This is a genomic window from Raoultella sp., assembly GCF_039594335.1.
Lineage (GTDB): Bacteria > Pseudomonadota > Gammaproteobacteria > Enterobacterales > Enterobacteriaceae > Klebsiella.
Genome location: NZ_JBCNNS010000012.1, coordinates 1 through 12,553 on the forward strand (window position 1 = coordinate 1; position 12,553 = coordinate 12,553).

Annotated in this window: 10 protein-coding genes; 8 read left to right on the plus strand and 2 right to left on the minus strand. The window is 53.4% G+C overall.

Translation table 11 applies throughout. The features are described from left to right. Positions 1-52 precede the first annotated feature (52 nt). From tig to ACZAHD_RS03255, 8 genes are all read left to right on the plus strand, one after another. Entirely contained in the window at positions 53-1,351 is a 1,299-nt protein-coding gene (gene tig, locus ACZAHD_RS03220; protein ID WP_462455508.1) for a trigger factor, read from the plus strand. A gap of 359 nt (positions 1,352-1,710) precedes the next feature. Beyond that, positions 1,711-2,334: an ATP-dependent Clp endopeptidase proteolytic subunit ClpP gene (gene clpP / locus ACZAHD_RS03225; protein WP_004858713.1), complete on the plus strand. Its 624-nt coding sequence runs from the start codon at positions 1,711-1,713 to the stop codon at positions 2,332-2,334. A 132-nt stretch (positions 2,335-2,466) separates the two neighbouring features. Beyond that, the gene (gene clpX / locus ACZAHD_RS03230) at positions 2,467-3,741 is read left to right on the plus strand and encodes an ATP-dependent protease ATP-binding subunit ClpX (RefSeq protein ID WP_004858716.1); all 1,275 of its coding nucleotides are present in this window, start codon (positions 2,467-2,469) and stop codon (positions 3,739-3,741) included. A 183-nt stretch (positions 3,742-3,924) separates the two neighbouring features. Further along, complete coding sequence (gene lon, locus ACZAHD_RS03235) at positions 3,925-6,279, plus strand: endopeptidase La (RefSeq protein WP_462455549.1); 2,355 nt, start codon at positions 3,925-3,927, stop codon at positions 6,277-6,279. Positions 6,280-6,486: 207 nt separating this feature from the next. Then, positions 6,487-6,759 carry a nucleoid-associated protein HU-beta gene (hupB, locus tag ACZAHD_RS03240; protein WP_002444653.1) on the plus strand — a complete coding sequence of 91 codons (273 nt, stop codon included), beginning with the start codon at positions 6,487-6,489 and terminating at the stop codon, positions 6,757-6,759. A gap of 213 nt (positions 6,760-6,972) precedes the next feature. Continuing rightward, the gene (ppiD, locus tag ACZAHD_RS03245) at positions 6,973-8,847 is read left to right on the plus strand and encodes a peptidylprolyl isomerase (protein WP_462455509.1); all 1,875 of its coding nucleotides are present in this window, start codon (positions 6,973-6,975) and stop codon (positions 8,845-8,847) included. A gap of 148 nt (positions 8,848-8,995) precedes the next feature. Next, the gene (locus tag ACZAHD_RS03250) at positions 8,996-9,364 is read left to right on the plus strand and encodes a helix-hairpin-helix domain-containing protein (protein WP_462455510.1); all 369 of its coding nucleotides are present in this window, start codon (positions 8,996-8,998) and stop codon (positions 9,362-9,364) included. A 110-nt stretch (positions 9,365-9,474) separates the two neighbouring features. Then, the gene (locus ACZAHD_RS03255; protein WP_032689232.1) at positions 9,475-9,876 is read left to right on the plus strand and encodes a YbgC/FadM family acyl-CoA thioesterase; all 402 of its coding nucleotides are present in this window, start codon (positions 9,475-9,477) and stop codon (positions 9,874-9,876) included. Positions 9,877-10,086: 210 nt separating this feature from the next. Here the strand turns inward: ACZAHD_RS03255 and queC are convergent, their stop codons facing one another. After that, positions 10,087-10,782, minus strand: coding sequence for a 7-cyano-7-deazaguanine synthase QueC (queC, locus tag ACZAHD_RS03260; protein ID WP_462455511.1), 696 nt, complete (start codon positions 10,780-10,782; stop codon positions 10,087-10,089). A 66-nt stretch (positions 10,783-10,848) separates the two neighbouring features. Then, a complete protein-coding gene (locus ACZAHD_RS03265; RefSeq protein ID WP_462455512.1) occupies positions 10,849-12,549 on the minus strand; it encodes an SgrR family transcriptional regulator in 1,701 nt (566 codons plus the stop codon). Between the last annotated feature and the right edge of the window lie 4 nt (positions 12,550-12,553).

The following is a 12,553-nucleotide window of genomic DNA, read 5'->3' on the forward strand; positions in this document are numbered from 1 at the left end:
TACACGCGCTTCCAGAGTTGACCGAGCACTGTGATTTTTTTGAGGTAACAAGATGCAAGTTTCAGTTGAAACCACTCAGGGCCTTGGGCGCCGTGTAACGATTACTATCGCCGCTGACAGCATCGAGAATGCTGTCAAAAGCGAGCTGGTCAACGTGGCGAAAAAAGTTCGCATTGACGGCTTCCGTAAAGGGAAAGTGCCGATGAATGTTGTTGCTCAGCGTTATGGCGCATCCGTTCGCCAGGACGTGCTGGGCGACCTGATGAGCCGTCACTTCGTTGACGCGATCATCAAAGAGAAAATCAATCCGGCCGGCGCGCCGAACTACGTTCCGGGCGAATACAAGCTGGGTGAAGACTTCACCTACGCGGTTGAGTTCGAAGTTTACCCGGAAGTTGCACTGCAGGGTCTGGAAACAATCGAAGTTGAAAAACCGGTTGTTGAAGTGACCGAAGCTGACGTCGACACCATGCTGGACACTCTGCGTAAGCAGCAGGCTAACTGGAAAGACAAAGATGGCGTTGTTGATGCAGAAGACCGCGTAACCATCGATTTCACCGGTTCTGTTGACGGCGAAGAGTTTGAAGGCGGCAAAGCGTCTGACTTCGTACTGGCGATGGGCCAGGGTCGTATGATCCCAGGCTTTGAAGACGGTATCAAAGGCCGCCAGGCAGGCGAAGAGTTCACTATCGATGTGACCTTCCCGGAAGAATACCACGCAGAAAACCTGAAAGGTAAAGCGGCTAAGTTCGTTATCAACCTGAAGAAAGTTGAAGAGCGCGAGCTGCCGGAACTGACTGCTGAATTCATCAAACGTTTCGGTGTTGAAGATGGTTCCGTCGAAGGTCTGCGCGCTGAAGTGCGTAAAAACATGGATCGCGAGCTGAAAGGCGCCGTGCGTAACCGCGTGAAGTCTCAGGCTATCGAAGGTCTGGTTAAAGCGAACGACATCGACGTGCCGGCTGCCCTGATCGACAGCGAAATCGACGTTCTGCGTCGTCAGGCTGCTCAGCGCTTCGGTGGTAACGAGAAGCAGGCTCTGGAACTGCCGCGTGAACTGTTCGAAGAGCAGGCTAAACGCCGCGTTGTTGTCGGTCTGCTGTTGGGCGAAGTGATTCGTACCAACGAGCTGAAAGCTGACGAAGATCGCGTTAAAGGCCTGATCGAAGAGATGGCTTCCGCTTACGAAGATCCGAAAGAAGTTGTTGAGTTCTACAGCAAAAACAACGAACTGATGGACAATATGCGTAACGTCGCGCTGGAAGAGCAGGCTGTTGAAGCCGTTCTGGCAAAAGCGAAAGTGTCTGAAAAAGCCACCACCTTCAATGAACTGATGAACCAGCAGGCGTAATTTCGCCCCGCGGTTTAACATTCAGGTAAAAACCCGTTGCCGAGAGGCGGCGGGTTTTTTTTATCGTAGCAATAGCTTCACGATGAGTGCGAAAACGCGATATCGATGATAGCGTTACAACAAAAGCTTGTTATGCTTGAATTATGATTGCATCGCCCCCACTACGAGGAGACGAAACTGCACGCGTGAAATCATGCATAATGACGAAGCGTATCTGTCGGGATTCGTTCAGGTTGCGGGCATCAGGCTGATATTCAGGTAATTTGAATGATGACGGACAGAAGACTCTGGCTGATAATCCGTCCATAAGGTTACAATCAGTGCGGCAGGTTTATTCAAAATTAATCCAGGAGACGGAAATGTCATACAGTGGCGAACGAGATAACTTTGCACCCCATATGGCCCTGGTGCCGATGGTCATTGAACAGACCTCGCGCGGTGAACGTTCTTTTGATATCTACTCCCGTCTGCTCAAGGAACGCGTCATCTTTCTGACCGGCCAGGTGGAAGACCACATGGCGAATCTGATCGTGGCGCAGATGCTTTTTCTGGAAGCAGAAAACCCGGAAAAAGACATTTATCTGTATATTAACTCTCCGGGCGGGGTGATCACCGCCGGGATGTCGATTTACGACACCATGCAGTTCATCAAACCTGACGTGAGCACCATTTGCATGGGGCAGGCGGCCTCGATGGGTGCGTTCCTGCTGACGGCAGGGGCAAAAGGCAAGCGTTTCTGCCTGCCGAATTCCCGTGTGATGATCCACCAGCCGCTGGGCGGTTATCAGGGGCAGGCGACGGACATCGAAATTCACGCCCGCGAGATCCTGAAGGTGAAAGGGCGGATGAATGAACTGATGGCACATCATACGGGTCAATCCCTTGCGCAGATTGAGAACGACACCGAGCGTGACCGTTTCTTGTCAGCCTCCGAAGCGGTGGAATACGGCCTGGTCGATTCCATTTTGACCCATCGTAATTGATGCCCCTGGCGTAAGGGGGCCGCTATACTTGTCTGGAGTAGGGCGGCACAACGCTTATCAGCGGCTTGCGCCTGAGAATGGCATTTGCGTCGTCGTGTGCGGCACAAAGAACTTAATAAGAGGTTTGGACTCATGACAGATAAACGCAAAGATGGTTCGGGCAAACTGTTGTATTGCTCTTTTTGCGGCAAAAGCCAGCATGAAGTGCGTAAACTGATCGCCGGGCCATCCGTGTATATCTGCGACGAATGCGTTGATTTATGTAACGACATCATTCGCGAAGAGATTAAAGAAGTCGCGCCGCATCGTGAACGCAGTGCGCTGCCGACTCCGCATGAAATCCGCCACCACCTGGACGATTATGTTATCGGCCAGGAGCCGGCGAAAAAAGTGCTGGCCGTTGCGGTATATAACCACTACAAACGCCTGCGCAATGGTGATACCAGCAACGGTGTTGAGCTGGGTAAAAGTAACATTCTGCTGATCGGGCCGACAGGTTCCGGTAAAACGCTGCTGGCAGAAACGCTCGCGCGCCTGCTGGATGTGCCGTTCACCATGGCTGACGCCACCACCCTGACCGAAGCCGGTTATGTCGGTGAAGACGTCGAAAACATCATTCAGAAGTTGCTGCAGAAATGCGACTACGACGTACAGAAAGCGCAGCGCGGTATCGTGTACATCGATGAAATCGACAAAATTTCCCGTAAATCGGATAACCCGTCGATTACCCGCGATGTCTCTGGTGAAGGCGTGCAGCAGGCATTGCTGAAGCTTATCGAAGGGACCGTTGCCGCGGTACCACCGCAGGGTGGGCGTAAGCATCCGCAGCAGGAGTTCTTGCAGGTTGACACCTCTAAGATCCTGTTTATCTGCGGCGGTGCGTTTGCCGGTCTCGATAAGGTTATTTCCCATCGTGTAGAAACCGGTTCAGGTATTGGTTTCGGCGCGACGGTAAAAGCCAAATCTGACAAAGCGAGCGAAGGCGAGTTGCTGTCTCAGGTGGAGCCGGAAGATCTGATCAAATTTGGTCTGATTCCGGAGTTCATCGGTCGTCTGCCGGTCGTCGCAACGCTGAATGAGCTGAGTGAAGAAGCGCTGATTCAGATTCTGAAAGAGCCGAAAAATGCCCTGACCAAACAGTATCAGGCATTGTTCAACCTCGAAGGCGCAGAGCTGGAGTTCCGTGATGAAGCGCTGGACGCGATCGCCAAAAAAGCGATGGCGCGTAAAACCGGTGCGCGTGGCCTGCGTTCTATCGTTGAAGCGGCGCTGCTCGATACCATGTACGATCTTCCGTCAATGGAAGACGTGGAAAAAGTGGTCATCGACGCTTCCGTTATCGATGGACAAAGCAAGCCGTTGTTGATCTATGGCAAACCGGAAGCGCAGCAGGCTTCTGGTGAATAATTAACCAATTCGCTCAAGCAGTTAACAAAAAGGGGGGATTTTATCCCCCCTTTTATTTTTCATGCATTCCTGCCGTTGAATGTGTGGAATACATCCCCATATACTGGATTACATATTAACGGCGTCGCGATGACGAGTCGTGCCGCTGGCTACCTGGCGGACTTTAAACTAAGAGAGAGCTCTATGAATCCTGAGCGTTCTGAACGCATTGAAATCCCCGTATTGCCGTTGCGCGATGTGGTGGTTTATCCGCACATGGTCATACCCCTATTTGTAGGGCGGGAAAAATCTATCCGTTGTCTTGAAGCGGCTATGGACCATGATAAAAAAATCATGCTGGTTGCGCAGAAAGAAGCTTCGACGGATGAGCCGGGTGTAAATGATCTTTTCACCGTCGGGACCGTGGCGTCAATTTTACAGATGCTGAAGCTGCCTGACGGCACCGTCAAAGTGCTGGTTGAAGGCCTGCAGCGCGCACGTATTTCTGCATTATCTGATAACGGTGAGCATTTTTCAGCAAAAGCCGAGTACCTTGAATCGCCGGCGATCGACGAACGCGAGCAGGAAGTCCTGGTGCGCACCGCGATCGGTCAGTTTGAAGGCTACATCAAGCTGAACAAGAAAATCCCACCGGAAGTGCTGACGTCGCTCAACAGCATCGACGATCCTGCGCGTCTGGCTGATACCATCGCTGCGCACATGCCGCTCAAGCTGGCCGATAAGCAGTCTGTCCTCGAGATGTCCGACATTAACGAACGTCTGGAATATCTGATGGCGATGATGGAATCGGAAATCGATTTGCTGCAGGTTGAGAAGCGTATTCGTAACCGCGTGAAAAAGCAGATGGAAAAGTCTCAGCGTGAGTACTATCTGAATGAGCAGATGAAGGCTATTCAGAAAGAGCTCGGTGAGATGGACGATGCCCCGGATGAGAACGAAGCGCTGAAGCGCAAGATCGACGCGGCAAAAATGCCGAAAGAGGCGAAAGAAAAAACCGAAGCGGAACTGCAAAAGCTGAAGATGATGTCGCCGATGTCGGCAGAAGCGACCGTCGTACGCGGCTACATTGACTGGATGGTGCAGGTACCGTGGAACGCACGCAGCAAGGTCAAAAAAGATCTGCGTCAGGCTCAGGAGATCCTCGATACCGATCATTACGGCCTTGAGCGTGTGAAAGATCGTATCCTTGAGTATCTTGCGGTGCAGAGCCGTGTGAATAAGCTCAAAGGGCCGATTCTGTGCCTGGTTGGACCGCCAGGGGTGGGTAAAACCTCACTGGGTCAATCCATCGCCAAAGCGACCGGACGTAAGTACGTGCGTATGGCGCTGGGCGGCGTGCGTGATGAAGCGGAAATCCGCGGTCACCGCCGGACCTATATTGGCTCAATGCCGGGCAAACTGATCCAGAAAATGGCGAAAGTGGGCGTGAAAAACCCGTTGTTCCTGCTGGATGAGATCGACAAAATGTCCTCAGACATGCGCGGCGATCCGGCTTCAGCGCTGCTGGAGGTACTGGATCCTGAACAGAACGTAGCGTTTAACGACCACTATCTGGAAGTGGACTACGATCTGAGCGATGTGATGTTTGTGGCGACCTCTAACTCCATGAACATCCCGGCGCCGCTGCTGGATCGTATGGAAGTCATTCGTCTGTCCGGTTATACCGAAGACGAAAAACTGAACATTGCCAAACGCCACCTGCTGTCTAAGCAGATTGAGCGTAATGCGCTGAAAAAAGGCGAGCTGAACGTTGAGGACAGCGCGATTATCGGGATTATTCGCTATTACACCCGTGAAGCGGGCGTGCGTGGGCTTGAGCGTGAAATTTCCAAGCTGTGTCGTAAGGCGGTTAAACAGCTGCTGCTGGATAAATCACTGAAACACATCACGATTAATGGCGATAACCTGCATGATTTCCTTGGCGTACAGCGCTACGACTACGGCCGTGCGGATAGCGAAAACCGCGTTGGTCAGGTTACCGGTCTGGCATGGACTGAAGTGGGCGGCGATCTGCTGACCATCGAAACCGCTTGCGTGCCGGGTAAGGGCAAGCTGACCTATACCGGCTCGCTGGGCGAAGTGATGCAGGAGTCTATTCAGGCTGCGCTGACCGTGGTGCGTTCGCGTGCGGATAAGCTGGGGATTAACTCGGATTTCTACGAAAAACGTGATATTCACGTACACGTTCCGGAAGGGGCGACGCCGAAAGACGGTCCGAGCGCCGGTATCGCGATGTGTACCGCGCTGGTGTCCTGTCTGACGGGGAATCCGGTACGCGCTGACGTCGCGATGACAGGGGAAATTACCCTGCGCGGACAGGTGCTGCCAATCGGTGGTCTGAAGGAAAAACTGCTGGCGGCACATCGCGGCGGCATTAAGACTGTTCTGATTCCTGATGAAAATAAACGTGACCTTGAAGAAATTCCAGATAACGTTATTGCCGATTTAGATATCCATCCGGTGAAACGAATCGAGGAAGTTCTGACACTTGCGTTGCAGAACGAACCATTCGGCATGCAGGTTGTCACGGCAAAATAGTGATTTCGCGCAAATAGCGCTAAGAAAAGTGGGGCTGGGAAGTAAATTCGTACTTGCCAGCCTTTTTTTGTGTAGCTAACTTAGATCGCTGGCAGGGGGTCATCTACAACTCTGTTGTAAGGGCATGACAGTCCTGATATAACTGCTGCGCGGTCGCACCACGAAGGATTCTGGTGCGATATAAATTATAAAGAGAGGAAGAGAACAGTGAATAAATCTCAACTGATTGACAAAATTGCTGCCGGTGCGGACATTTCTAAAGCTGCAGCCGGACGTGCGTTAGATGCTTTAATTGCTTCTGTTACTGAATCTCTGCAGGCTGGAGATGACGTTGCGCTGGTCGGGTTTGGTACCTTTGCTGTGAAAGAGCGCGCTGCCCGTACTGGTCGCAACCCGCAAACAGGTAAAGAAATTACCATCGCTGCTGCCAAAGTACCGGGTTTCCGTGCCGGTAAAGCGCTGAAAGACGCGGTCAACTGATCGACTTCCCATCAGGGAATGTGACGAAGTACAAGGGCGCATCGCGAGATGTGCCTTTTTTATTTGCCCGGAACCCGATTTTATGTGTGTTTGTACGCACTTGTGGGCTGACAATCACCCCATTTTCTTGTCAAAATAGGTCCTCACGCGCGGCAGCCATCACGTGCTATGCTGCGCGAGCTAAAGTCATCTACAGCGGAGCGTTGTTACACCATGATGGACAACCTACGCACGGCCGCCAATAGCGTCGTGCTCAAGATTATTTTCGGTATCATCATTATCTCGTTCATTTTGACCGGGGTAAGTGGTTACCTGATTGGCGGCAGTAACAATTATGCCGCGAAAGTTAACGACCAGGAAATTGGTCGCTCACAGTTTGAAAATGCCGTTGCCAGCGAACGTAACCGTATGCAGCAGCAGCTTGGCGATCAGTTCTCGGAACTGGCGGCCAACGAAAACTACATGAAAACCATGCGTCAGCAGGTGCTGAACCGTCTGATTGACGAGTCGCTGCTTGACCAGTACGCCCGCGAACTCGGACTGAGCGTCAGCGATGCTCAAGTTAAACAGGCTATCTTCCAGACTCAGGCTTTCCAGACTAACGGCAAATTTGATAACGAACGTTTTAGCGGTATCGTGAATCAAATGGGCATGACCACCGATCAGTACGCGCAGGCGCTACGCAACCAGTTGACAACTCAGCAGCTGATTAATGCCATTGCCGGTACCGACTTTATGCTGTCTGGTGAGTCCGATCAGCTGGCTGCGCTGGTATCCCAGCAACGCCTGGTGCGTGAAGCCACCATCGATGTCAACGCTCTGGCGGCGAAGCAGACGGTGACTGATGCGGAAGTCAACGCTTACTACCAGCAAAATCAGGCCCGCTTTATGGCGCCGGAGCAGTTCCGCGTGAGCTACATCAAAATGGATGCTGCTGGCATGCAGGAGAACGCTTCTGACGAAGAAATTCAGGCCTGGTATGATCAGCATCAGGATCAGTTCACGCAGCCGCAGCGTAACCGCTACAGCGTGATTCAGACGAAGACCGAATCCGATGCCCAGGCCGTTCTGGATGCTCTGAAGAAAGGGACCGATTTCGCCACGCTGGCGAAAGAAAAGTCCACCGATATTATCTCTGCCCGCAACGGTGGTGATATGGGCTGGATGGAAGATGCGGCAACGGTACCAGAGCTGAAAAACGCCGGTCTGAAAGAAAAAGGCCAGCTTTCTGGCGTGATTAAATCTTCCGTTGGTTTCCTCGTTGTCCGTCTTGATGATGTTCAGCCGGCGAAGGTTAAACCGCTGGCTGAAGTTCGCGATGATATCGCGGCGAAAGTGAAGCAGGAAAAAGCGCTGGATGCTTACTACGCGCTGCAGCAGAAAGTCAGCGATGCAGCCAGCAATGATAACGAATCTCTGGCCAGCGCCGCACAGGCTGCAGATGTGAAAGTGACCGAAACCGGCTGGTTTGGGCGTGACAATCTGCCAGAAGAGCTGAACTTTAAACCGGTTGCCGATGCTATCTTCAATGGCGGTCTGGTGGGCGAGAACGGTACGCCGGGCAGCAACTCCGATATCATCACCGTCGACGGCGATCGCGCATTTGTCCTGCGCATCAGCGAGCACAAACCAGAAGCTGTGAAGCCGCTGGAGGACGTGAAAGCACAGGTTATCGATATTGTAAAACACACCAAAGCTGAACAGCAGGCGAAGCTGGATGCAGACAAACTGCTGGTCGCGCTGAAAGATGGCAAAGGTGACGAGGCGATGAAAGCCGCTGGTTTAAACTTCGGCCCGGCGCAGACCCTGACTCGTACCGGTCAGGATCCCTTGAGCCAGGCGGCGTTTACCCTGCCGCTGCCGCAGCAGGGTAAACCTGTCTACGGTGTGGGTAGCGACATCAAAGGCAATGTGGTGCTGCTGGCGCTGGATGAAGTGAAAGCCGGCGACATGCCGGAAGCGCAGAAAAAAGCTATGGTTCAAGGTATCACGCAGAACAATGCTCAGATTGCTTTTGAAGCGCTGATGAGCAACCTGCGTAAGTCTGCGAAAATTAAACTCGGCGATGCCATCGGCCAACAGCAATAATCTCGTGACGCTTCGCAAAAATCAGTAACGTGATGTAATTCTCAAAGGCCGCTTTCGCGGCCTTTTCCATTTCTGCGGTTTGTCTTTTGTACTCCTTTTCTGCGCTCGCTATTGTGACCCTGCTGTCTACAAACAAGGAGATAACAGCATGCAACGTAGATTGAAAACGCTTATAGCCGCCGCCGTACTGGTTTGTGCGACAGGAAGCCAGTGCGTACTTGCCGTCCCTTCCAGCGGGAAAACGTCGTCGACGATAAAGGAGAGCGTGCAGACGCCGCAGACGAAGGCGCCTGAGGCATTAAACGCGACTGAGGGGGATGGAATCAGGGTGAGTATCAATAGCGCCAGCGCAGAAGAACTGGCAAAGGCTCTGAATGGTGTCGGTCTGAAGAAAGCGCAGGCTATCGTGAGCTATCGTGAAGAGTACGGGCCATTTAAAACCGTTGACGATCTTAAGCAGGTCCCGGGAATGGGGAGCTCTCTGGTGGAGAGAAATCTGTCACATCTGAAGCTGTAAATTTTCAGTACAAGTTTGCACAGTCGTCATTATTTGCCAGACTGAAGAGGTTACACAAGTGGTGTGACCTCTGACCTCAAAACAACAATGAAAGATAAGGCATGTGCGCTATGCAGACACAAATCAAAGTTCGCGGTTATCATCTTGACGTCTATCAGCACGTCAATAATGCACGTTATCTGGAGTTTCTCGAAGAGGCGCGTTGGGATGGTCTGGAAAGCAGCCCGGCCTTTCACTGGATGACCGCACGCAACATCGCGTTCGTGGTGGTGAATATCAATATCAACTATCGACGCCCGGCGGTATTAGGCGATGTGCTCACCGTTACCAGCAAACTGGAACAACTGAACGGAAAAAGCGGGACGTTAAGTCAGGTGGTTACCCTTAACCCTAACGGTGAGGTGGTAGCCGATGCGCTCATTACCTTTGTCTGCATCGATCTTAAAACGCAGAAAGCACTGCCGCTGGAGGGTGAACTGCGCGAGAAACTGGTTCAGCTGGAGCCTTGCTAGCAGGCCAGCCGCAGTAGTCTGTCCTGGGGCGCTTGGGCGCATCTGTTTCAGCGAACGATAATCGAGAAAATGCCGGGTGGCGACTGACGCCTTACCCGGCCTACGAGTCGGTGCGGGTTGGGTACTGGAGCTACGCTGGCTACGGGCTTGATGCCATTCGCGGTCCTCGCAGGCCCGCTAAGGCGTCTGCCGCTACCGGGAAATAACCGGTTACTGTAGCCCGGTTTTCTGCTTCATAACTGCCATAATACCTGGCCGATCGGCCTCGTACTGTCTTAGCCCAATGGCGCGTAGATTACAGGCCGCGCATTGTCCGCAGCCGTCGCCTTTAATACCGTTATAGCAGGTCAGGGTTTCATGGCGAATCAGTGCTAACTGGCCCCAGTAATCGGCTAAGGCCCATGTCTCGGCTTTGTTAAGCCACATTAGCGGCGTCTCGAAGCGAATATCCTTCGCCATTCCGAGGCTGACGGCATGGTGCAGTGCTTTCACGAATTCATCGCGGCAGTCCGGGTAGCCGGAAAAATCGGTTTCGCAAACGCCGGTAATGATCGCTTCCGCCTTGACCTGGTAAGCGTAAATTGCCGTCAGGGTTAAAAACAGGATATTTCGTCCAGGCACGAAGGTATTCGGGATACCGCTGGCTTCCGGTTCATAGTCCGGCACCGGGATGTTATCGCGGGTCAGACTGCTGACGGCAAGCTCGTTGAGCAGCGTCACATCGAGCACCTTGTGGGCAACGGCGCCCAGCTTTAACGCCAGAGAGCGAGCGACATCAATTTCCGCGCGGTGGCGTTGGCCATAATCAAAAGTGACGCAGTGCACTTCATCGTACTGTTGCAGAGCCTGCACCAGGCAGGTTGTTGAATCTTGTCCTCCGCTGAAGACAACTACGGCGCGTTTCATGGCAATTCCTGACAATCAAAGTGAAAGCGATATGGTAGCGCCTGATGGGCGCGGCGACCAGCTTCATCACGGCGGCGATGCCGGTAGCCAGGCGCTGGTGAAATCAAACCAGCCTCGGGCGTTAAGCTGCAGGCCGTTTACGCCCGGTGGAGCACTGATGCGATAATTGTAATTAAATAGCGGCGTCATGATGGCATCATCCATCAGAATATTAAAAACATTGCGCAACGCTTCGTTGCGGCTGCGTTCTTCAGGCTGCGCCTGGACGGCATCAAGGGTGGCCTGCAGATGAGCATATTGTGCCCCGGTCAATAAATGAGGCCACATTGTATCGCAACGCAGCCACTGCTCCAGCGTGTATTCCGGCGCTTCGCCGATCAGCCGATCGCCCATGATCAAATCCGCCAGCGCCAGTTCCTGGCAACCGTGCCAGTTTTTTGCATCGTGAAAAATGAGTTTCAGTTCACAGCCAAGAGCGGCAAGCTGCAGGCGGAGCTGTTCTGCCATCGTGTGCAGTTCGACCGGCAGGTGATACAGCAGCGTAAGCTGTTCAGGCAGAGGAACATCCTGATTCTCTGGCCCCTGGGGAATGCTCCATCCGGGCAACACCTCGCTGCTGGGGGTAATCAAATCTTCGTCGAGTGGAAGTGTCTTCAGCAATGAGGAGCGGTGAATAAGCGATACCAGACGTTGCGCCTGAGCTTTGCTGAGGCGAGGGCTCTGACGCAGCGCCAGGTAGCAAAACCCGAGGCTGATACTGTTGCTGACCTGACGAAGATTTGCCAGCTTGTCCGGATCGCCGATAGTAATCTGCACCGGGTGGCGGCAGCTGGTGCCCATATTCTGCTCAAACAGCTGGGGAGTGATCCAGTACTCCACCGCCTGGATCAGCGGGTGGTTCAGATGATAGCGCGGATGATTCTCCAGCCGCACCAGCTCCGGGCTGAACAGTTTCAGACGAAACGGCCCGCTACCGACCATTGGTTCATCGGGATGTGCCAGTACGCAGCCGTCGCTGGCAAGGCGGAAAGGGAGCCAGTAATCCGGGCGATGCAGCGTAATCGTCAGACACTGCGCATGCGTGACATCGATCCGCTTGACACTGGCAAACAGGGCGCGCAGGGCGGGTAGCTCCAGCAACATCAGTAGTCGCCGCTGCAGCTGCGTCGTTTCAAGCGGATCGCCATTATGCCAGCACAGCGTTGAACGGATATAAAACTGCCAGCACAGGCCGTCCGGCGTTACCTGCCAGTGATGGGCTAAATCACCGACCGGAGAACTACTGTGCACCCCGAAGCGTGTCAGACCGGAAAAAATTTGCCCGGCAAGATGCTGTTCGGCGCGCCCGGGTAAAAAACCCGGCTGCAGCGCGTCAAGCGGACGATAATAGGGAATGCGCAACGTCGGCGTATTGTTTTGCCACTGACCGCCAAGAAAAGGCGAAAGCAGCGCCTTCAGCTCTTCTGTCGCCAACTGAGCCAGCTCCAGCGCGTTTTTCTGCTGGCCGTTACTCAGTGCCTGCTCCATCATCTCATTACGTAAGGCTTCTGGCGCGCTGTGAAAGAGCAGCGTGCCGCGTTTTCCGCGCCCGGGAGTAGCCTGCCAGCTCAACCAGCCGGCCTCCTGAGCCTGACGAAGCAACGTTCGAATATGGCGCTCGCTGCAAAAACAGCGTTCTGCCAGTTCACCGACGGTCACCTGCTGTGGTGCGCCGGATGAGGGCCGCCACAGGCGCTGGTACTGGTTCAGACGGTTTAATAACCTCATAGGC

Bases quoted from the DNA above. Each gene is read 5' to 3' on its own strand.
- tig (WP_462455508.1), top strand. From the start codon at position 53: ATGCAAGTTTCAGTTGAAACCACTCAGGGCCTTGGGCGCCGTGTAACG.
- clpP (WP_004858713.1), top strand. From the start codon at position 1,711: ATGTCATACAGTGGCGAACGAGATAACTTTGCACCCCATATGGCCCTG.
- clpX (WP_004858716.1), top strand. From the start codon at position 2,467: ATGACAGATAAACGCAAAGATGGTTCGGGCAAACTGTTGTATTGCTCT.
- lon (WP_462455549.1), top strand. From the start codon at position 3,925: ATGAATCCTGAGCGTTCTGAACGCATTGAAATCCCCGTATTGCCGTTG.
- ppiD (WP_462455509.1), top strand. From the start codon at position 6,973: ATGATGGACAACCTACGCACGGCCGCCAATAGCGTCGTGCTCAAGATT.
- ACZAHD_RS03250 (WP_462455510.1), top strand. From the start codon at position 8,996: ATGCAACGTAGATTGAAAACGCTTATAGCCGCCGCCGTACTGGTTTGT.
- ACZAHD_RS03255 (WP_032689232.1), top strand. From the start codon at position 9,475: ATGCAGACACAAATCAAAGTTCGCGGTTATCATCTTGACGTCTATCAG.
- queC (WP_462455511.1), bottom strand. From the start codon at position 10,782: ATGAAACGCGCCGTAGTTGTCTTCAGCGGAGGACAAGATTCAACAACC.
- ACZAHD_RS03265 (WP_462455512.1), bottom strand. From the start codon at position 12,549: ATGAGGTTATTAAACCGTCTGAACCAGTACCAGCGCCTGTGGCGGCCC.